The 20,108-nt window shown below is 72.7% G+C and carries 16 protein-coding genes and 3 pseudogenes; 9 read left to right on the top strand and 10 right to left on the bottom strand.

From position 1 onward, the window contains the following. Positions 1-13: 13 nt before the first annotated feature. The 3 genes from ABTY20_RS07920 to ABTY20_RS07910 all read left to right on the top strand — a co-directional run bounded on the left by ABTY20_RS07920 (position 14) and on the right by ABTY20_RS07910 (position 2,937). Entirely contained in the window at positions 14-463 is a 450-nt protein-coding gene (locus tag ABTY20_RS07920) for a MarR family winged helix-turn-helix transcriptional regulator (RefSeq protein ID WP_351996097.1), read from the top strand. 113 nt (positions 464-576) lie between these two features. Next, positions 577-1,389: an IclR family transcriptional regulator gene (locus ABTY20_RS07915; RefSeq protein WP_351996096.1), complete on the top strand. Its 813-nt coding sequence runs from the start codon at positions 577-579 to the stop codon at positions 1,387-1,389. 237 nt (positions 1,390-1,626) lie between these two features. Next, a complete protein-coding gene (locus ABTY20_RS07910; RefSeq protein ID WP_351996095.1) occupies positions 1,627-2,937 on the top strand; it encodes an MFS transporter in 1,311 nt (436 codons plus the stop codon). Between the two features lie 256 nt (positions 2,938-3,193). Here the strand turns inward: ABTY20_RS07910 and ABTY20_RS07905 are convergent, their stop codons facing one another. From ABTY20_RS07905 to ABTY20_RS07885, 5 genes and pseudogenes are all read right to left on the bottom strand, one after another. Next, entirely contained in the window at positions 3,194-4,498 is a 1,305-nt protein-coding gene (locus ABTY20_RS07905; protein ID WP_351996094.1) for an ABC transporter substrate-binding protein, read from the bottom strand. 300 nt (positions 4,499-4,798) lie between these two features. After that, a complete protein-coding gene (locus tag ABTY20_RS07900; protein ID WP_351996093.1) occupies positions 4,799-5,164 on the bottom strand; it encodes a hypothetical protein in 366 nt (121 codons plus the stop codon). 409 nt (positions 5,165-5,573) lie between these two features. Further along, entirely contained in the window at positions 5,574-5,741 is a 168-nt protein-coding gene (locus ABTY20_RS07895; protein ID WP_351996092.1) for a hypothetical protein, read from the bottom strand. Between the two features lie 213 nt (positions 5,742-5,954). Then, positions 5,955-6,188: pseudogene (locus ABTY20_RS07890) on the bottom strand (TrmO family methyltransferase domain-containing protein); the annotation flags it as partial. 249 nt (positions 6,189-6,437) lie between these two features. After that, a complete protein-coding gene (locus tag ABTY20_RS07885; RefSeq protein ID WP_351996091.1) occupies positions 6,438-7,409 on the bottom strand; it encodes a pirin family protein in 972 nt (323 codons plus the stop codon). 184 nt (positions 7,410-7,593) lie between these two features. Here ABTY20_RS07885 and ABTY20_RS07880 point away from each other — a divergent pair, with 184 nt between their 5' ends. Then, positions 7,594-8,397: a pentapeptide repeat-containing protein gene (locus tag ABTY20_RS07880; protein ID WP_351996090.1), complete on the top strand. Its 804-nt coding sequence runs from the start codon at positions 7,594-7,596 to the stop codon at positions 8,395-8,397. Between the two features lie 243 nt (positions 8,398-8,640). Here the strand turns inward: ABTY20_RS07880 and ABTY20_RS07875 are convergent, their stop codons facing one another. Together ABTY20_RS07875 and ABTY20_RS07870 are read right to left on the bottom strand one after the other, a co-directional pair. Continuing rightward, the gene (locus ABTY20_RS07875) at positions 8,641-9,054 is read right to left on the bottom strand and encodes an SRPBCC family protein (RefSeq protein ID WP_351996089.1); all 414 of its coding nucleotides are present in this window, start codon (positions 9,052-9,054) and stop codon (positions 8,641-8,643) included. A gap of 72 nt (positions 9,055-9,126) precedes the next feature. Continuing rightward, positions 9,127-9,321, bottom strand: coding sequence for a DUF2795 domain-containing protein (locus ABTY20_RS07870; RefSeq protein ID WP_351996088.1), 195 nt, complete (start codon positions 9,319-9,321; stop codon positions 9,127-9,129). 207 nt (positions 9,322-9,528) lie between these two features. Between ABTY20_RS07870 and ABTY20_RS07865 the strand changes: the two genes are divergently transcribed. Then, positions 9,529-10,188, top strand: coding sequence for a lysophospholipid acyltransferase family protein (locus ABTY20_RS07865; RefSeq protein WP_351996087.1), 660 nt, complete (start codon positions 9,529-9,531; stop codon positions 10,186-10,188). A 7-nt stretch (positions 10,189-10,195) separates the two neighbouring features. Here the strand turns inward: ABTY20_RS07865 and ABTY20_RS07860 are convergent, their stop codons facing one another. After that, the gene (locus ABTY20_RS07860; RefSeq protein WP_351996086.1) at positions 10,196-10,639 is read right to left on the bottom strand and encodes a DNA-binding protein; all 444 of its coding nucleotides are present in this window, start codon (positions 10,637-10,639) and stop codon (positions 10,196-10,198) included. Positions 10,640-10,762: 123 nt separating this feature from the next. Between ABTY20_RS07860 and ABTY20_RS07855 the strand changes: the two are divergent. The 3 genes and pseudogenes from ABTY20_RS07855 to ABTY20_RS07845 all read left to right on the top strand — a co-directional run. Further along, positions 10,763-11,011 (top strand): annotated as a pseudogene (locus ABTY20_RS07855) (SRPBCC family protein); the annotation flags it as partial. Between the two features lie 88 nt (positions 11,012-11,099). Then, positions 11,100-12,578 (top strand): glutamate-cysteine ligase family protein, encoded by a 1,479-nt coding sequence (locus ABTY20_RS07850; RefSeq protein WP_351996085.1) that lies wholly within the window; start codon positions 11,100-11,102, stop codon positions 12,576-12,578. A 1-nt stretch (position 12,579) separates the two neighbouring features. Then, positions 12,580-12,964 (top strand): annotated as a pseudogene (locus ABTY20_RS07845) (AIR synthase-related protein); the annotation flags it as partial. A 70-nt stretch (positions 12,965-13,034) separates the two neighbouring features. Here ABTY20_RS07845 and ABTY20_RS07840 read toward each other — a convergent pair. Then, the gene (locus tag ABTY20_RS07840) at positions 13,035-13,757 is read right to left on the bottom strand and encodes an FAD binding domain-containing protein (protein WP_351996180.1); all 723 of its coding nucleotides are present in this window, start codon (positions 13,755-13,757) and stop codon (positions 13,035-13,037) included. A gap of 134 nt (positions 13,758-13,891) precedes the next feature. Continuing rightward, the gene (locus ABTY20_RS07835; protein WP_351996084.1) at positions 13,892-15,343 is read right to left on the bottom strand and encodes a WGR domain-containing protein; all 1,452 of its coding nucleotides are present in this window, start codon (positions 15,341-15,343) and stop codon (positions 13,892-13,894) included. 185 nt (positions 15,344-15,528) lie between these two features. Here ABTY20_RS07835 and ABTY20_RS07830 point away from each other — a divergent pair. Continuing rightward, a partial coding sequence (locus tag ABTY20_RS07830) for a beta-ketoacyl synthase N-terminal-like domain-containing protein (RefSeq protein ID WP_351996083.1) occupies positions 15,529-20,108 on the top strand: 4,580 nt, incomplete at its 3' end.

The following is a 20,108-nucleotide window of genomic DNA, read 5'->3' as shown; positions in this document are numbered from 1 at the left end:
CGAACGGAGCACTGTGGCGCGCGCACTGGACCTGCACAACTACGTCGGACATCTGATCCGGCGCGCGGAACAGGTGCACACCGCGCTGTGGTTCCGGCACGTCTCCCGGGAGATCACCTCCCAACAGTTCGCCGTCCTTAACGCCCTCTGCCAGGAACCCGGCATCGACCAGCGCACCCTCGCCGGCCGGACGTCACTGGACCGTTCCACGGTCAACCAGATGGTCCGCCGACTGACCGAGCAGCACTACGTCAGCCAGGTACGGGACGAGGCGGACCGCAGGCGGACGCTGCTGGAGTTGACCGATGAAGGAGCCGAACTGCTCGACGCCCTGATCCCTCCGGCGAAACGGATCAACGAGCAGCTCCTGGAGTCACTGTCGGAGAGCGAGCGACCTCTGGTCACGGACATCCTCCGCAAGATCGCCTCCATGGACGACGAATCGCTCGACGGCGAGGCGTGACGGCTCGGGCAGTGAACCGGTCCGGGCCGAACTCGGCCGGTCCTGCCCCTTGCCGCCCTGCGGCACCAGAGCACACCTGGCCGCCGGTCCAGGATCGACGAAGGAGTCACGCCTTGACTCACCACCCCCTCCCCGCCCCGGCTCCGCCCGGGCAACGGCAGCATCCCAATCCCCCGGGCCCCGGAACCGGTCCCGTCATCGGCCGGGCCCTGCAGATCCTCGGAGCCTTCACCGCCCAGCACTCGCACCTGTCCTTGAGCGACCTGGCCCGCAGGGCGGGCCTGCCCGTCTCCACCGTGCACCGCATGCTGGGAGAACTCCTCGCCTGGGGAGCACTGGAACGGGACGCGCAGGGGCGTTACCGGGTGGGCCTGCGGCTGTGGGAGGTCGGAGTCCTGGCCCCGCGCACCCAGGGGCTGCGTGAACGGGCACTGCCCCACCTGGAGGCTCTCTCCGCTCTCACGCGCGAGAACGTGCAGCTGGCCGTCCGTGACGGCTCCGAAGTCGTCTTCGTGGAACACATCCGTGCCGGCGGTGCCGTGCCCACGCTGACCCGCGTGGGCGGACGGCTCGCCGTCACGGCGTCCGCCGCAGGGCTGGTCCTGCTCGCCCATGCCCCGGCCCCGGTGCAGGACGACGTTCTGCGCGTCCCCATCCGGCGCCACACCGACTTCACACTGACCGACAGCACTCTGCTCCGGCGGGTCCTCGCCCAGGTACGCACCTACGGGTACTCGGTGAGCGATCGCCAGCTGTCCGTCGACACACTGTCCGTGGCGGCACCGGTCACCACCGCGGCAGGCGAGGCGGCGGCAGCCGTTTCCGTCGTCGTCCGGCACGGATCGACGTCCGTGGGAACACTGGCCGACCTGGTTCGCCGTACCGGCCGGGCCATCTCCCGGGCACTCGACCCGTCCGTCGCCTGAGCGGCGTCCGTCGGCGACAATTCGTTTCCCGGCATGCGGGAAAGCACCTGGTCACCGCACCTCGTCGCTCGCACTATGACTGCGCCGGCGGCCGAAGCGTCCGTCCCGCTGCGGGCCCCGTCGGCTACACCGCAGTCGACAACGGAGTGCTGCCATGTACCAGTTCCCCGATCGCCGTGTCCCCCGACGAGGTGACCGATGAGCGCCCCCTTGAGAGAGGCCCTGGACAACGGGCCCATGAGCCGCTTCCAGTGGAGCGCGATCGCCATCTGCGTACTCCTCAACACCCTTGACGGGTTCGACGTGCTCGTCATGTCCTTCACCGGAAAGACGGTCTCCGGCGAATGGGACCTGGACTCCGGCACGCTGGGGCTCCTCCTCAGCAGCGGACTGGCCGGCATGGCCCTGGGTGCTCTCCTCGTCGCTCCCCGGGCAGACCGGGTCGGCAGAAGGCCCGTCATCCTGGCCGGTCTGACCGTTGCCGCAGGTGGCATGTTGCTCTCCTCGGCAAGCCAGAACTGGCAGCAGCTCGCGACGCTTCGCCTGGTGACCGGGATCGGCATCGGAGCGGTCCTGGCGTGCAGCAACGTCATCGCCGGTGAGTTCGCCTCACGCCGCTGGCGCGGCCTGGCCGTCAGTCTCAACTCCACCGGATACGCCGTGGGTGCGACGGTCGGTGGCGTCTCTTCGGTCGCCCTCATCGACCACTGCGGATGGCGGTCGGTGTTCCTCGCCGGCGGGCTGGCCACCCTGGCCGTCATTCCCTTCGCCTTCTGGTTCCTGCCCGAGTCGCTCGACTTCCTCCTCACCCGCAGACCCGCGAACGCCCTTGAGCGGGTCAACTCACTCGCCCGCCGCATGGGACAGCCCGTGCTCACCGAACTGCCCCACTTCGACGAAACGGAACGCACGGCAGACCGCGGGCTGCGCAGCCTGCTGACACCGGACCTGCGCCGTCCCACGCTCGTACTGTGGGGGGCCTTCTTCCTGGTGATGGCGGCCTTCTACTTCGTCACCAGCTGGACGCCGACCCTCCTGGTCGAAGCCGGCATGTCATCCACTCAGGGGCTGACCGGCGGCACCCTGCTCAACCTGGGCGGCGTCTTCGGGACCGCGCTCCTGGGCGCACTGGCCGCACGCTACGCGCTCATCGGCGTGCTGCGTACCTACCTCTTCCTGGCCGGAGCGCTGATAGTGGCGTTCGCGGCCTCCACCGACACGCTGGCGCTGGCCTTCTGCATCGGCGCGGTCATCGGAGTGGCCGTGAACGGATGCATCGCCGGCCTCTACGCGCTCACACCCGGCGTCTACTCGGCGCGCCTGCGCGCCACCGGCGTCGGAGCGGCCATCAGCGTCGGCCGCGTGGGCGCGATCATCGCCCCGTCCGCAGCCGGGTGGCTGCTGGACGCCGACTGGACACCACTGGCCCTGTACGTGACCACGGGCGTCGTCTTCGCCGCAGCGGCACTGCTTCTGTTCGCCATGGGTCCGAAGCACCCGACGGCAGGAGCCGCACTCACCACGAAGCCGGCGGGCTCCGTCTGCTAGTCAGATGCCGTTTCAGCCTGAATCCGGTCGCGTAGGCCGCAAGTGTCTGCATGAGGAGGTGAAGGCCGCACCATGGGAACCAACTTGATCGACGAAGGGCGAGAAGGGCGGAACCGAGCAGGAGCACGATCGCCCTGCGGTCACCGAGTACGCCGCGTATAGGGGTGTCCCGTTCGTTTCCGTTGAGAAGACCTGGCTATCGGCGGAGGCGGCTCACGGTGATACGCGAGGAGGCTCGTGGGCCGCCCCCGGCCGGTCACTGGGCATCGAGCGCGTCCTGGACGGTCTTCATGAACTGCTCGGGCTTCATGCTCCCGCTCACCAGGCTCGCCACGTTGGTCTGGGACACGGTGGTGGCCTTGGTGCTGAACAGGGCCTCGAACCACAGCACGTTCTGCTTCGAGGCACTGATGGTGTCGCGGACCTGGGTGGTGACCTCGTTGGCGTCCTTCACCTCCGTGTTCACCTTGAAACCGGAGATGGAGCCATGGTCCTTCAGCGCCGTGGCACCGTAGTTCTCCACGATGCAGGACACCCAGTCACCGGTCTTGTCGTCGAAGGACTTGGCGGACAGGGCAATGCCCAGGCCGACGTTGGAGGGGTACTGGTCGACCGAGCCCTTGCCGCCGGGGACGGCCGGGAAGGGCATGAAGCCGACGTTGTCGACGCCGACCTTGTTCTGCTTCTCGTCGGATATGTTCGCCAGCGCCCAGCTGCCCATGTAGAACATGGCGGCCTCGCCGTTGAGGAACTCGTTCATCGCGGTGTCGTAGTCGATGGAGCCGACGCCCTTGCCGAAGTAACCCTTCTCACCGAGCTCGGCGACCTCCTCGGCCGCCTTCACGTACTCGGGGTCGGTCAGCTTCGCCCCGCCGTCGGCAACGTCCTCCAGAGCGTACGGGCCAAGGCTGCGGTACAGGTAGCCGCTGATCAGACGGGTCAACGGCCAGCCCTGCTGACCGGAGGCGGAGAACGGCTGAACACCCAGGTCCTTCAGCTTCGCCGCGACCGACACCAGCTCCTCCCAGGTGCCGGGCACCTTCAGGTCGTTCTCCTGGAAGAGCTTCTTGTTGTAGAAGATCCCCTCGATATTGTACTCGTACGGCAGCACCTGCAGCTCACCGCCGTACAGCGCCTTGACCGTGGAGACGGCGGCCGGCTCCAGCTGGCTGATGGCTTTGAGGCTGAGCTGCTCCTCCAGGTCGGCGACCTTGCCCGACTCGGCCAACTGTTGGGTCAGAGTAGGAGCGTTGCCCGCCGCGAACTGCACCGGCAGCGCGTCCTGTCCGGCCAGCAGCTGCAGCTTCTGGTCCAGGCTCGCCTGCGGAACATTCTCCACCTTCAGCGGCAGCGCATCGTTCGCCGCCTTGCACTCCCCCTTCGACAGCGTGGCCAAAGTGCTCTTGATGGTGGTGTTCTCAGTGGCGCTCAGGTAGCTGAAGTCCCCGGGTGCGGCCGAGGAACCGCTTCCGTTACCGCCGCAGGCGGTGGCGAACAGCGCCAGCGAGGTGGTCCCAGCGGCAAACAGGCTCAGCCGCGTACGAGGCGTACGAATGGACACGGAAGACTCCCAGGTGGTGTTGCAGAAGAAGGCGAAGTGACGGGCAGGCAGCGCCGGGGCAATGAACAGGCCCGGCGAACAGCACGAGGAGAACGCGTAAAACGTTCTCTACAGTGAGTGAACAACACCCTGCACTTCGACCGAGCAGCCGTCAAGACGCGGGCCAGTAACACCCAGGTAGAGCATGAAGGACTCGCCGACGCCCGAATGGTGGAGCGTAAACCGTTACACCAGAGCCATGGGATCCAGAGCACTGAGAGAGCGTTAAGTTCGTTTCTGGTAGCGGCCGCGTCCGGGAGGTTAGAGGAATCCCTGGCGGACGAGTCGTCCCAGGCGGGAGCGGGTGACGTTGATCGAGGGCTCGTCGATGGGCAGCCTGAGGTGCTCGTGCAGGTCGCGAACACGGAACACCTTCCCGCGGTGCTCGTTGAACGTGGTCACGATGCGCTGGTAGACGGTGGTGGCGGTCTCCGCGGAGGTCGGTTCATGGTCGGGAGGGGTGAGGCCGTCAATGACTCTGCGGGGGTCGGCGGGTTCGGCCAGGCAGACTTCGGTCTCGGCGAGGGCGGTGGTGAGCTGCTCAATCTGCTCGCGCAGGTTGCCGACTCGTTCGGCGGTCTCGTCGTGTTCGGCCTGCAGCAGCCGCAGGAGTTCACTGACGTTCACGCGGCCAGCTCCACGTCGTCCCGCCAGGCGGCGGAGCATGCCGACGGTGGAGGCCCAGCAGACGCGGGAAGCCGCATTGTCGGGCCGGTGATCGTAGGCACGGGCGAGGCGCCGCTGCAGCATAAGGGTGCCGTTGACCTACTCGACCACCCACCGCTTCGGTTGCGGAGCGAAGCCCTTGCCATCATCGTCGGGGTTGCGTCGGGCCACTAACTCAATGGTCAGGCCCAGCACGTCGACGGCGAGTTCCCGCTTCCTGCCGGGCGTCTTCTTGCTCGCGTCCAGTCCCGTCGCCCCTTGGGCACCCCGGCCGACACACGGACGGACTGGTGTCGATGACCACCAGGGGCGGGTCCTCTCATCGCCTGGACCGCTCCCGCACCTGGCAGCGCAGGACCTCTTGGATTCGTCAGTCAAGGCCGTCCTGGCGCCACGGAGTGAAGCAGCAGAACACCGTCGACCGCGCCACCTGCTCTTGTTTCCACGCGGTGACCAGCGACTCGATCAACGCCCACTGCTCGTCGGGCAAGTCGGTCGCGTACGGCATCCGCTCCATGCCCGCGGTCCCACCATGCACACGACATAAGGCGAGCGTGGAACCGTCTCATCCCTCACGAACGAGCGGCGTCACATCATCAGGAACGGGACTTAACAGCCTCTCAGACGCATGGGAGAGCAGCGGCGAGGAAACCTGGTGTGAGTTTCGGGACGTGAGGGCTGCGGCTTGAGTCAGACCTCCACCTGGTCCCCGACCATGCGAGTGACGAGCAGCACGGCTCAGTCACTCTCGTTACATGGGGCGCTCCGACGGCCGTTCACTTACCTTCGCCCAGTAGTTCGGTTCAAGCATCTCGCCGGGCCAAGCGGGCTGACGGATGGGGCCTCGAGGTCCCATCTGTTCGAAGTACGGGGCCAGGTCGATCACTGGCGTTCCGTCTACGGCGTCGAGATCGGCGACCAGGAGGTCTCGGCCTTTGACCTTGAGCAACTGCGGGTAGCTGATCGCCAGTTGGTTGGGGCCACGCCTCGCGAGGGACACAAGCAGAGAGCGCACCGCGTCAGCCGAACCTGATGGCTCGTCAGTAAAGTCAGCAAAAGGTCAGCAAGTGTTCGGCTGGAGCTGCCCACAGACGCCCATACATTGGGAGTCGCAGGCAGCTTCAGAGGCACGTATGCGGCTGGAGCCGACGCGGGCGCTGCGGGATTCGCGCGTTGCCGGACAGGCGCAGCAGCGATCCTGTCCTGTTGGCGTACAGCGCACCGTATCCGCAGGTCAGCGCACCCTTCCTCGCGGCTTCAAGGGCGCGTTCGGCAGCTCCGGCGCGGGCAGTGGAGCCCCTTCGTACCCGTGGACTTCGCCGAAACGGGTTCCCGTCATCCAGTCCTCGCGCGCGCGGACTATGTCGTCGTGCGACCGGCCGATGAAGTTCCACCACATGACGATCTGCTCCTCGAAGGGCGGTCCACCCAGGAGCAGCAGGCGGGCCGGCCCGCTCACCCGGTTGGCCAGAGTGAGGGCGGTGCGCCCGGGGGGCGCGTAGCCGAGTTCGGCCGGCTTCAGGGGCGTGTCGGCGAGGAGGACGTCACCGGTGTCGACGAGGACCCCGTGTTCGAAGCCGGGGTCCACGTCGAGGGTCACCCGGGCGCCCGGGTCCAGGATGATCTCGGCGCCGAGCAGGGGGGTGAAGGTGCGCACTGGTGAGGTGTCGCCGGCGAGCGTGCCCAGGAAGACGCGCGCCTCGCCGCCGTCCAGCGCGACCGGGGCGGGAACGTGGTGCTGGAAGTCCCTGGCCGCGTCGCGGTGTTCGCCGGGCAGCGCCACCCACAGCTGCGCGCCGTGCAGGATCCGGGTGCTGCTGGTGGAGACCTCGGAGTGACTGATGCCGTGGCCGCCGGTCATGAGGTTGAGTTCGCCGGGCCGAACGTGGGCGTGGCTGCCGAGGCTGTCGCGGTGTTCGATCTCGCCGCTGAACAGCCAGCTGACCGTCTGCAGGCCGGTGTGCGGGTGCGGGGGTACGCGCATGCCGCCGGACTCGGTGATGTCGTCGGGGCCGTAGTGGTCGGCGAAGCACCAGGCTCCGATGAGGGTGCGCGCCCGCTGGGGCAGCGTCCGCCGCACCCGCATGGCCCGGGGGCCGCCGAGAGGTACGTCCCTCGGGGTGAGGACCTCGATGCCCGGCGGGGGCGGTCCGTCAGCGTCCGCGCCGCAGACCGTCTCCGTCGGGTGCGTCTCCGTGTTGCTCATGCGCTGGTCCCTCCACCACCCATGAAAGCTTTGCTTTCAACTTCGCTGTCGACGACAGGCCGGACATCCCAATGATCGCGCGAGAAGGGCGAGGACGGGCCTCGTGGACCCGTCTGCGAGAATGAGGACCGGCCCCCGGGTTCCGCGGACGCGCGGAGCCCGCCGCACGACTGGAGTACGCACGGTGTCGCCACAGCACGAAGCGCCCCTCTCCTCCGGGGGCCGCACGGACCTCCGGGCCGACTGCACCGCCTGCTTCGGCCTGTGCTGCGTGGCCCTGCCCTTCGCCCGCTCGGCCGACTTCGCCGTCGACAAGCCCGCCGGCCGGCCGTGCTCGAACCTCCGGCAGGACTTCCGCTGCGGCATCCACGCCCGGCTGCGCGACGAGGGCTACCCCGGCTGCACCGTCTTCGACTGCTTCGGCGCCGGACAGAAGGTGTCACAGGTCACCTTCGGTGGCACCGACTGGCGCCGGGCGCCGCAGACGGCGCGCGCCATGTTCGAGGTCTTCCCCGTGATGCGGCAGCTGCACGAGCTGCTCCACTACGTCACCGAGGCCCTCGGGCTCGCGGCGGCCCGTCCCGTCCACAAGGAGCTGCGCAAGGCGCTGGCCCGGATCGACGGCCTGACCCGCGGCAGCGCCGAGTCGATCACCGCCCTGGACGTGAACGCGCTGCGCGGCGAGGTCAACCCGCTGCTGCTGCGGGCCAGCGAACTCGCCCGCGCCCGGGTCCCGGGCCGCAGGAGGAACCACCGCGGAGCAGATCTGATCGGCGCGAACCTGTCCGGCGCCGACCTGCGCGGGGCGAGCCTGCGCGGCGCCCTCCTCGTCGCCGCCGACCTCGGCGGGGCGGACCTGCGCGACGCCGACCTGCGCGGCGCCGACCTCACCGGCGCGCTCTTCCTCACCCAGGCGCAGCTGAACGCGGCCCGGGGCGACGCGGCCACCGCACTGCCTCCCGCCCTCGGCCGCCCCGCCCACTGGTAGGCGCGGGCCCCGGCGCCCGTGCCCGTGGCGTGGACGCGGACGACGAAGGTCCCGTCCCCGGCCGTGGCCGCAGCCCTTCTCGGCCCCGGTGGGGCCGAGGCCTCGCGCAGGACGTCCCGCAGGACCCGCCGGGGGCCGAGGCGGAGGGTGTACGGCCTTGCGGCGGCCCCGAGTGCGGTGTCCCAGCGGTGCCCGGGGGCGGGTTCACCGCTCATGGCGGGGTGGCCCCGGACGGGCGGGCGGTCAGCCGGCGGCGTCGTCGACACGGAGCCGCACCTGTTCCTCCAGGTGCCGCAGGCTGGTGTCCAGGGCGTCGCCCACGGCCTTCTCACCCGGGTCGTGGTCGTCGCCGAAGAAGGACAGGTGCACCGTGACCTCGCTGGCCCCGCTGCCGATGCCGGCGACCTGCAGCCAGCCGGCGTAGCCGCCCTGCTCGCGCGTGCCCCACTCGAGCCGCATCTGGTCCCGCCGGGCGCGCAGCTGGGCGGAGGTGTCCTCGCCGGAGTGGTCCTCGTGCACGGTGACGGCGGGCAGCTCCTCGGCGCGCACGTGCAGGTCCTCGGGCAGCCAGTCACCCATCTGGTCGATGTTGGCCGCCTGGTCGAAGACGTGCTCGGGTGCTGCGGGCATCGTGCGTGAACGCTCGTACTCGGTCATCGCGGTACCGTCCCTCGTTTCGGTTGTCCGACAGGGCCGGGGCCGCCGTGCGGGCAGCCCCGGGACAGGGCGCTATTCGTTGCCGAAGACCGCCTTCTGCACCTCGTTGGGGCCGTCGAACCGCTGGGCGCCGGTCTGCGCCAGCTTCTCGACGAGGCTGTCGTCCGCGCCGTTGTCCTTCGCCACCGAGACGAGGTCGTCCCGGCCGGCGGGGTAGTCGGCGCCCTTGAGGGCCTTCTGCAGGTCGATCGGGCTGAGGTCGGCCATGGCAGCCTCCCGTGGTGGGGCGGCGCGGCGTGTCCGCGCGAGGACCTGGCGGGTACCCAGGGCGCCCGGGGGCGATTCAGCCGTGGTCCCGGTCCCGGGCCGGGTGGGCGGCACCACCCACCCGGCCCGGGTACGCGTACTCAGGCGCGGGGGCCCCGCGTGCCCGAAGCTGGCCGGCAGGAACCCCGTCTGCCGGAAGGACGTCCCTTGCTCAGCCGTGCCGCCGCCGCCCTGCTGCCGTTGTTCGGGCGGCTCACCGTCACCCGTGAGACCGGCGGGCCGTTCTCCGCGGGCAGCGTCTTCGTCGCCAACCACGATTCGACGGCCGATCCGGCGCTCGTGCTGGCCGCCCTGCGCGGGGCGGGCGTGACACCGGTCGTGCTGGCGACGGCGGGGCTGTGGCGGGTGCCGGTGCTGGGGCGCGCCCTGTCGGAGGGGGGACACGTGCCCGTCCACCGGGGGTCGGCCCGCGCGGCGGACGCGCTGGAGGCCGCGGCGGAGGCGGTCCGGTCGGGACGCCATGTGCTCCTCTACGCGGAAGGGGGCCTGCCGTCGCGCCGGGACGCGGGATGTGCCGCGCCCCGGCCGTTCCGCACCGGTCTGGCGCGGCTCTCGGCCGCGACCGGCGCCGCGGTCGTCCCCGTGGGGCAGGCGGGGGCCCGGCGGCTGGCCTCCGGACCGGTCGCGAAGCAACTGGCCGGCGTGCTCACCGCTCCGTTGCGCCGGCCGCGCCTCCACGTCCACATCGGCCGTCCCCTGCTCCTGCCGCCGGGCACGGCGGCCGGCACGGAGACGGCGCACCGGGCGGTGAGCGCCGCCTGGCGGCGGGCCGCCCGGGCCGTGGGCGAGCCGGTCCGCGGCGGCTGACCGGGGGCTACCGGTCGTCCGTGTCGGTGCGGCCGGCCAGGCGTTCGTAGCGCTGCCGGGCGGCCTGTGGGCTGCGCAGGCCGAGGCCGAAGGCGATCTCGGGCCAGGTCATGCCGCGTCCGCGTGCCATCTGCAGGAGGCCGACCTCCAGTTCGTCCATCTCCGCGCGGGCGCGGGGCATGAGGCTCAGCGCGGCGGTGATGTCCGCGCGGTCCACCTCGGGTTCGCCGTCCTCGGGGAGCGCGGCGCCGCTGAGCAGGAAGGCCACGAGCCTGACCGCCTCGTGCGGGCCGAGCACACCGGGGTGCATCTGGCGGCGGCGCTGGGCGTCCGTGGCCGCGTGCCGCTCGGCGATGCGGAACAGGGAGGCGTGCGCCCGTCGCGCTCGCGCCGCGTCGGAACTCGGCGGTGTGAAGGGGTCGTCGGGCTGTGCGGGGGTGGTCGAAGGCATGGCACGAGCATCACTGGATGAACATCTCGTTGTCAACGGAAAATTTTCCACGCGTGGCCGATGACTTCGCGCGCCCCCGCCCGCCCACCCCTGCGACGGACCCGCCCGCCCGCCGGGGCACAGAACGGAGGGGCACCACCATTGACCGGGTCCTACCTCGACGTCGCCGAGAACCGTCTGCTGGTGGTGGGGATGGACGTGCCCGGGAGGACCGGGCCGTCGGTGATGGCCGTGGAGCTCGACGAGGAGGGCGGCCGCACGCGGATCGCGCTCCGCCAGACGTGCGACACGGCACAGGAGCGCGACACGGCCGAGCAGGGCAGCACCATGCTCCTCGACAGTCTGACCGCCTTCCTGGCCGAGGACGCCTGACGGCCCGCCGGGCTCGCGTGGTCGGACCCGTCCGCTGGTGCGACGCTGGGGTGGACAGGTTCCCAGGACGAGAACCGGAGGGAGACCGATGGGACGGGACGTCCCGGCGCTCACCTTCACCCGCGAGGACCGCCGCCGCTACCGGATCAAGATGCAGGAGTGCCTCGACACGTTCGCGCAGATGCTGCGCGACTCGCGCTTCGAGGCCGAGCGGCCCCAGGTGGGGCTGGAGATCGAGCTGAACCTGGTCGACGACCGGGCCGAGCCCGCGATGCGCAACACCGATGTGCTGGAGGCGATCGCGGACCCGGCCTGGGCGACGGAGCTGGGCCGGTTCAACCTCGAGGTCAACATCGCGCCGCGGCGGCTCACGGCGGGCGGCCCCGACTCCTGGGAGTCCGAGATCCGCGCCGCGCTGAACCACGCGGAGGAGCGCGCCGGGTCGATCGGCGCCCGGCTGATCATGACGGGCATCCTCCCCACCCTGCGCCAGGAGGACGTCGGCGAGGGAGCGCTCTCGGAGAACCCGCGCTACCGGCTGCTCAACGACCAGATCTTCGCGGCGCGCGGGGAGGACCTGCACATCGAGGTGACCGGCATCGACCGGCTGCGGACCTACGCGGACACGATCACCCCGGAGGCCGCCTGCACCAGCACGCAGTTCCACCTCCAGGTGTCCCCCGAGCAGTTCGCCGACTACTGGAACGCGGCGCAGGCGATCGCCGGGGTCCAGGTCGCGCTCGCCGCCAACTCGCCCTTCCTGTTCGGCAAGGAGCTGTGGCACGAGACCCGGATCCCGCTGTTCGAGCAGGCCACCGACACCCGTCCGCAGGAGATCAAGGTGCAGGGCGTGCGGCCCCGGGTGTGGTTCGGGGAACGCTGGATCACCAGTGTCTTCGACCTCTTCGAGGAGAACCTGCGCTACTTCCCGGCCCTGCTCCCGCTGTGCGACGACCAGGACCCGGCGGAGACGCTGGAGGGCGGCGACATCCCCGAGCTCGCCGAGCTGACCCTGCACAACGGCACCATCTACCGCTGGAACCGCCCGGTCTACGCCGTCGCCCACGACAAACCGCACGTGCGGGTGGAGAACCGGGTGCTGCCCGCCGGGCCGACCGTCGCCGACACCCTCGCCAACGGCGCCTTCTACTACGGACTGACCCGTGCCCTGGTGGAGGAGGACCGGCCGGTGTGGTCACGGATGTCCTTCTCGGCCGCCGAGGAGAATCTGCGGACGGCGGCGCGGTACGGCATCGACGCCCGGCTGTACTGGCCCGGGATGGGCGAGGTGCCCGCGTCCGAACTGGTCCTGCGGCGGCTGCTGCCGCTGGCGCACCGCGGGCTGGAGCGCTCCGGCATGGACGACGCCTGGCGCGAGCCGCTGCTCGGCGTCATCGAGCAGCGCTGTGTCACCGGCCGCAACGGGGCGGTGTGGCAGAAGGAGATGTTCCACCGCATCGAGGACCTGGCGCACTGCGGCCGCCACGAGGCGCTGCGGCGCATGACGCAGCAGTACATCGACTACATGCACCTCAACGCCCCGGTCCACACCTGGCCCGTCGACTGACCGGGTGGTTCCCGGCGCCGTGGTCCTGGTGGGCGGCGCCATCGGCGTGCACGGCGTGGCCCTCATGGGCGAGCGGGAGGACCCGCGGTCCGAGACGGTGGCCGGGAGCGGCCGCGCGCCGCCCGGCGGGCTCGTGAAGGCGATGCCGGCGGTCGCTCCGGGCCTGCGCGATGCCGGGTCCCGGCCCGATGCACGCGGCCGACGAGGGGAAGCTCGTCGCCCTGGTGCCGCGGGAGCACGCGGACGCGGTCCTGGCCGCGATGAGGGCGCACCACCCGGGTGCCGACGCCGCCGTCATCGGTGAGGCGGCCGCGGAGCATCCGGGCACGGTCGTCGCGCGGGCCGGGCCCGGGGGCACCCGGGTGGTGGAGGTGCCGATGGGGGACGGCTGCCGCGGATCCGCTGAGCGGGACGCGCCGGTGCGCCGCCCGGGGTGGTCCGGGCGGCGCGCCGCCGTCAGCGGCCGGCGGTCCGGTCCAGGACCGCGGTCACCTCGCGGCGCACCTCGTCCCGGACCTCCGCGGGGAGTGACCCCAGGTCCGTGGCGTCCAGGGTGCGGAGCGCCTCGTCGGCTCCGGCGCCGCAGGGCGTGGTCCCGCTGATCACCTCGTAGCCGTCCCGGACGGCGACGAGGAGGCGGCGGGCGCCGTCGCCGTCGGCGTGCACGGCGGTGGCGACGACGAGGGGCGGCGGCCCGCCCGCCGCACCGGCCGCCTTGTAGTACCCGCTGGCCACGGGGTCGCGCCAGCGGATGCCGAGCAGCAGGTGGCGCTTGGCCACGACCTCGGGCAGGTCGGTCTCGTAGGCGCCGTCCCGGTCCAGCACGGTCGCCCGCGCGTCCAGGACCAGCGCCGCGGGCAGCAGACAGCGCAGGGTGCTGCCCACGATGTTGCCGCCGACGGTGGCCGTCCGGCGCACGGCCCCGGTGCCCACCGTGGAGGCCGCGCGGCGCAGCACCTCCGGCACCCGGTCGTCCACCTGGTGCAGCAGCACGGCGGCGCCCAGCGCCTCGCGTCCTATGCGGGTGGCCTGGGGGAGCCTGCGCAGGGACATGGCCTGCTCGGGGAAGCCGTCGCGCTGCCAGAGGGCCCACACGAGGGTGGCTCCGCCGACGGGCACCGCTCCCTCGGCCAGACACCGCCGGGCTTCGGACAGGGACGTGGGCAGACGCAACAGCACGGCGATCGACCTGCTTTCCTCGACGGGAGCGGGGAGCACGGCACTTCACGGGGTGGTCACGGGCACTGCATTGTCCTCGCCCCCGCAGGGGCGCACACAGGGCTCACGGGTTCGCCGGGTGCGCCCGCCGGCGGTCACCGCAGCCGGCGGATCTCGCCGCGCACCCGGTAGAAGCCGCCGGCCGCCGGGTGCAGCGCGTCCACCACGTAGCGGGCGCCGGGCACCCGTATCGCCCGCGGGAACTGCACGTTCCAGGAGCCGTCGTAGCCGTCGGAGACCACGTGGACGCGCAGCCTGCCGTTGTGCTGGACGCATTCGACGACGACGGCGCCGGAGGGGGCCTGCGCGACGGTCGCCACCGCGGTCGGGGCCGTGGCCGGCGCGTAGGTCGGCAGGGCCGCGGCGAGCTTGACGTCCCGCGCGACCGGCACCGTGCCCTGCTGCGCCGCGGCGACGGCCGCCTCGCTCGCGTCCACGCACACCAGCGAACCGTCCGTGGTCACCAGGTAGAGCCGCTCGTCGCGGTACTGCATGGACAGCGCCGACCCGCCTCCGGTGCCGAGCTTCCACAGGCGCGTGCCGTCCCGGTCGAAGCAGTAGACGGACGACGCGGCGTCGCCGGCGAAGACGAACCGCCCGCCCGGGGAGGTGGCGCAGGAGTACACGGCGCTGTCGCAGGCGTAGGTGGCCTCGACGGCGCCGGTCGCCTTCGACAGCCGCTGCACCACGCGGTGCGCCGTGCCGGCGTAGACGGTGTCGTCCTCCTGCCAGCCGAACAGCACCCCGCCGCGGGTGGGGGTGTGCCACAACTCGCCGCCGCCGTCGGGCGCGTAGGCCGTGACGCCCCCGTGGTGGCCGTGGTAGACGGCCCGGTCGTCGGCGCGGACCATCCACGCGTGCTCGCCCTGGCTGCGGCGGGTCCACTGGTGCTCGTCCTCGTGGTCGATGACGGTGAGGCGGCCGGCGCGGTCCGAGACGTTCAGCACGCCCTCGTGGATGTCCAGCCAGAAGATGTCGACGTCCGCGGCGATGTCGTAGGCGGCGAACGGCAGCTTCGAGGAGAGGTCGTAGACCCGGCCGTCGTCACAGCCCGCGTAGATCCAGAAGTCGTCCGCGACCAGGCACTTCACACCGTCCGGCAGGCTGAAGCGGGCCAGTGTCCGGCCTTCGTGGTCCAGGGTGAAGACGTCGCCGGACTGGTTGCCGACCCAGCAGTGCTCGTCGTCGACGTGGATGCCGAACGCCGAGGAACCGGTGCCGAAACGCCACAGCACGGGAGCCACGGCACGCGCGGTGGACGGGGCCGAGGCCACCTGGCGGCGGGTCACCGCGCGCGGGGCCCGCTGACCGGGCACCGCGGGCGCGTAGCCCTTGCGGACCTTCTCCCCCACCTTCTTCGCCGCGGCGGCCTGCGCCTTCGCCGCCGTGGGGAACGTCGTCGTCTGGGTCTGCCCCGCCGCGCCGATCCGGCCGTAGCGCACCGTCACGGACTGGCCGTCCACCGTCACTTCGTAGAACTTGTGCGCGGCGCCGTCCTCCTGCGACAGCTCCAGATACGTCGTCGTCACCGTGGCACCAGCGGACATGACAAAGCCTCCCCGGACTGAACCCGGGGCCGTTCCACCGGGTCCTACTGTTCGAACCGTAGGCGCAGCCACTGACAATGGGGTCGGTCGCCCTGTCGCCCTGTCGCCCTGTCGCCCTGTCGCCCTGTCGCCCTGTCGCCCTGTCGCCCTGTCGCCCTGTCGCCCGCGCATGAACGAACGGACCCATGAACGCCGCAACGCTGCTGGACGTCCTGCTGGACGCCGCCCACCGTGACCCCGACCACGTGGTCGTCCACGTCCGGGGCGACGGCTCCGAACTGTCCGTCACCTTCCGGGAGCTGCTGGAGGAGTCCCTGCGCGTGGCGGGCGGTTACCGTGACGCGGGAGTCGTGCCGGGTACCTGCGTGCCGGTGGTCGCGGACCGCGGTGAGGACTTCCAGCCCCTGTTCTGGGGCGCGCTCGCGGCCGGCCTGGTGCCGGTGCCGCTGGCGCCCGACGTGCGGCGGGTCCGCCCCGTGTGGGAGCACCTCGGACGCCCTCCGGTCGCGGTGGACGAGGCCTGCGCGGGCGTGGCCGACCGGCTGGACGGCGCCCGTGTCCTGCGGCTGGAGGAGCTGCGGACGTCCTCCGCCGTGGAGTCCCCCGCCACCGCCGCCCCCGACGACCTGGCGTTCCTGCAGTTCTCCTCCGGCAGCACCGGGGCGCCCAAGGGCGTGGAGCTGACCCACGCCGCCGTGCTGGCCAACCTCCGCCAGCTGATCGGGGCCGCCGGGCTCACCGACCGGGACGTGGTGGTCGGCTGGATGCCGTACTTCCACGACATGGGGCTCATCGGCACCCATCTGGCGCCGCTCGCCGCGCGGGCCAAGCAGGTGCGGATCGCCCCGCTGTCGTTCGCGAAGAACCCCCGGCTGTGGTTCGAGGTGGCCGCCGCGCACCGGGCCACCCTGCTGTCCGCCGCCAACTTCGCGCTGGCGCTGACCGTCCGCCGGGTCCCCGAGGAGGTGTTCGCCGGGCTCGACCTGAGCACGGTACGGCGGATCCTGGTGGGCGCCGAGCCGATCTCGGCGACGGTGTGGCGGGACTTCGCCGCCCGGACCCGGCCGTCCGGCCTCGACCCCCGCGCGGCGACGCCCGTGTACGGACTGGCCGAGGCGACCCTGGCCGTCACGTTCCCGCCGCCGGGCGAGGTGGCCGTGCCCGTGGTCCTGGAGCGTGCCGCGCTCAGCCGGGGACGGGTGGTGGAATGCGAACCGGGCGGTGACGCCGTGGAGTTGCTGGACGTGGGACTGCCGGTGCCGGGATGCTCGGTACGGGTCACCGACGACCGCGGCCGCCCGCTGGGCGACCGGCGGGTGGGTCACGTCGAGGTGCGCGGTCCACAGGTGGCCCGGGGGTACCACGGTCTGCCGGAGGCGACGGCGGCCGCCTTCGCCGACGGCTGGCTGCGCACCGGTGACCTCGGCTTCCTGCGGGACGGCCGGCTGTGCGTCAGCGGCCGCCACAAGGACGTGCTCTTCGTCAACGGCCGCACCTTCCACGCCCCGGACATGGAGGAGGTCGCGGCGGCCACCCCGGGGGTGCCGCCGGGGACGGCGGTGGTGGTCGGGTCGACCGACCCGGTGACCGGCGGGGAGCGGGTGGTGGTGTTCGTGGCCTGGGCCCGGCCGCCGCGCTCCGCGGCCGGGGTGCTGGACCGGGTGGCGGGGCGGGTGCGGGCGGCGCTGGGCCACGACGACGTGCGGGTGTTCGCGCTGCCGCCGTCCGCCTTTCCCCGCACGACCAGCGGCAAGGTGCAGCGGCAGCGGATGCGGTCACGGTTCGAGGCGGGGACGTACCGGCCGACGGCCGCCTCCGGGGCGGCCCCGGCGCGCCGGGAACCGCCGCGGCCGTCCGGGGACCCGGCCCCGGCGCCCCGTTCCCGCGCGCGGGTGCGGGGCGTGGTGCGGGAGGTCTGGGCGAAGGTGCTGGGGGTGCCGGAGCCGTCGTTCGGGGACCGGGACCGGTTCGCCGAGCTGGGCGGCGGCTCGCTCAAGGCGATGGAGGCGCTCGCCGAACTGGAACGGGCGCTGGACGTGACGCTCGGGCCGGCCGTGATGCGCCACGACACGGTGGCCGCCCTCACCGACCACCTCCTGGACGCGGCGGGGCAGCGGGCGCCCGAGCACCGGGGGACCCCGGGCGGCACGTCCCCCCGGGGCCCGGAGACCGCCGTGGTGGGTCTGGCCTGCCGGTTCCCCGGCGCCGGTACGCCGGAGGAGTTCTGGGAGCTGCTCACCGCCGGCCGCGACGCCGTGACGACGGTCCCCGCGGGCCGCTGGGGCACGGCCGGGGAGGAGGACGGACGGTGGGGCGCCTTCCTGGACGATCCCGCCGCCTTCGACGCCGGGCACTTCGGGATCGGCGCCGAGGAGGCGCGCGCGCTCGACCCGCAGGCACGGATCTTCCTCGAACTCGCCCACGAGGCGCTGGAACGGGCCGGATACGCCGGTCCGCGCCGCCGCGGCCTGCGGATCGGCGTCTTCGCCGCCGTCGGCGACAGCGGCTACCGGCAGGTCCTCGCCGAAGCCTCCCCCGGTGGCGCGCCGTCGTCCGGGGCCGCCCTGACCGGCAACCTGCCCAACCTCGTCGCCGCCCGCGTGGCACACTGCCTCGACCTGGACGGCCCGGCGCTGGCGGTGGACACCGCCTGCTCCTCGGGCCTGGTGGCCCTGCACCTGGCCCGGCGCAGCCTCGCGGACGGCGAGTGCGACATCGCGGTCGTCGGCGGCGTCAACCTGCACCTGACCCCGGCCGCGCACCGGTCCCTGGAGGCGGCACAGGCCCTGTCGCCCACCGGGCGCAGCCGCGCCTTCGGCGCGGCGGCCGACGGGTTCGTGCCCGGCGAGGGCGGAGCGGCGCTCGTCGTACGGCGCCTGGCGGAGGCCCGCCGTGACGACGACGCCGTGCTGGCCGTCGTACGCGGCACGGCCGTCAACAACGACGGCACGTCGCTGAGCCTGATGGCGCCCAATCCGCTGCGCCAGCGGGAGGTGATCACCCGGGCGTACCGGGACTGCGGTGTCGATCCCGCGTCGGTGACCTACGTCGAGGCGCACGGCACCGGCACGGCCGTCGGCGACCCGGTCGAACTGCGGTCCCTGGCACACGCCTTCCCGCCCCGTCCGGACGGCCGGCCCCGGCTGCTCGGCTCGGTGAAGACCAACATCGGGCACCTGCTGAACGCGGCCGCGCTGCCCTCGCTGGTGAAGGTCGTCCTGGCCCTCGGCCACGGCCGGCTGCCCGCCTCCCTGCACCACACCCCGCCGTCCCCCGCGGTGGAGCGGGCCGGGTTCGCGCTGGTCCCCGAGGAGACCGAGTGGGAGTCGGACGGGCCGCGCAGGGCGGGCGTCAACGCCTTCGGCTTCGGCGGCACCAACGCGCACGCCGTCCTGGAGGAGGCGCCGCCCGCACCGGAGCGCACCGCGCGCCGGGCGGGCGAGGGGCCCCACCTGCTGACCCTCTCGGCGGACAGCGCGGAAGGGCTGGCGGCGTGGGCGTCGCGCCTCGCGGAGCACCTGCGCGACCACCCGGAGCCGGACGAGGCCGGCGTCTGCGCGGCGGTGGGCGCGGCGCGGGACGAGCGGCCCCGTCGTCTCGCGCTCGTCGTCGACGGCGACCTGCGGGAGCGGCTCGCCGCGAGGCGGGGCGCGGTCACCGGGACGGTGACGCACCGGCCCCGGACCGTCTTCGTCCTGCCCGGCCAGGGCGGGTTGCGACCGGGGCCGGGCCGGGAGCTGTACGCCACGGCGCCGGTGTACCGCGCCACGCTCGACGAGGCGTCGGCGGCCGTCGGGGAGGTGTGCGGACGGAAGCTGACGGACTGGTGCGTCGAGGGCGACGTGACCGAGGACGACCTGGCCGCGACGGAGGTGGCGCAGCCGCTGCTGGTCGCGCACGGGGTCGCGCTCGCCCGGCAGCTGACCGCCTGGGGCGTACGGCCCGACGCGGTCGTCGGGCACAGCGTCGGCGAACTGGCGGCCGCCTGCGTGGGCGGGACGCTGTCCCTGCGCGAGGCGGTCACGTTCGCTGCGGAACGGGGCCGGCTCATGGGCGGGTCGACCGCACCGGGCGCCATGGCGGCCGTGCTGGGCGCCGCGGAGCCGGAGGTGTCCGCCCTGGTGGACGCCTCCGGCGGCGAACTGGCGGTCGCGGCGTACAACGGGCCGGGCCGGCTGGTGATCTCCGGCACCCCGGAGGCGGTCGGCCGGGCGTCGCGGCGGCTGACCGGACAGGGCGCGACGGTCCGCCCGTTGCGGGTGGCGCGCGCCTTCCACTCGCCGCTGATGGAGCCGGTCGCACAGGCCCTGGCGGACGCGGCCCGCGCGCTGGCCCCGACGGCGCCCACGACGCCGGTGATGAGCACGCTCACCGCCGCGTGGCAGCCGCCTATGACCCCGGAACACCTGCGCGAACACGCCCTGCGTCCGGTGCGGTTCGACCGCGCGGTGGCGCGCCTGGTGGAGGAGGGCTACGACACGTTCGTGGAACTCGGCCCGACCCGGACGGTCCCGCCCACCGCCGGCGCGTTCGTCCTGCCCGCCGTCGAAGCGCCGGGCGGTGCGCGGCAGTTGATGGAGACGGTGGCACGTCTGTGGGTCCGGGGCGTGCCGCTGGACCGCCCTTCGCACGCCGGGGCGCACCCCCGGACGCCGCTCCCGCCCTACCCGTACCGCCGGCGCCGGTACTGGCCCGGGCCCACCGCGCCGGGTCTGCTGCACGACGTCGTGTGGCGGCCGGCCCCCGCCCCCCTCGCGGACGGCCG

The organism is Streptomyces sp. NPDC126497 (assembly GCF_040302425.1).
Classification (GTDB): domain Bacteria; phylum Actinomycetota; class Actinomycetes; order Streptomycetales; family Streptomycetaceae; genus Streptomyces.
Note: the sequence above shows the minus strand (reverse complement) of the source record. Positions and strands in the feature narration are given on the sequence as shown.

Coding starts and splice junctions, on each gene's coding strand:
- ABTY20_RS07910 (WP_351996095.1), top strand. CDS start 1,627: ATGAGCCGCTTCCAGTGGAGCGCGATCGCCATCTGCGTACTCCTCAAC.
- ABTY20_RS07885 (WP_351996091.1), bottom strand. CDS start 7,409: ATGAGCAACACGGAGACGCACCCGACGGAGACGGTCTGCGGCGCGGAC.
- ABTY20_RS07875 (WP_351996089.1), bottom strand. CDS start 9,054: ATGACCGAGTACGAGCGTTCACGCACGATGCCCGCAGCACCCGAGCAC.
- ABTY20_RS07870 (WP_351996088.1), bottom strand. CDS start 9,321: ATGGCCGACCTCAGCCCGATCGACCTGCAGAAGGCCCTCAAGGGCGCC.
- ABTY20_RS07860 (WP_351996086.1), bottom strand. CDS start 10,639: ATGCCTTCGACCACCCCCGCACAGCCCGACGACCCCTTCACACCGCCG.
- ABTY20_RS07850 (WP_351996085.1), top strand. CDS start 11,100: ATGGGACGGGACGTCCCGGCGCTCACCTTCACCCGCGAGGACCGCCGC.
- ABTY20_RS07835 (WP_351996084.1), bottom strand. CDS start 15,343: ATGTCCGCTGGTGCCACGGTGACGACGACGTATCTGGAGCTGTCGCAG.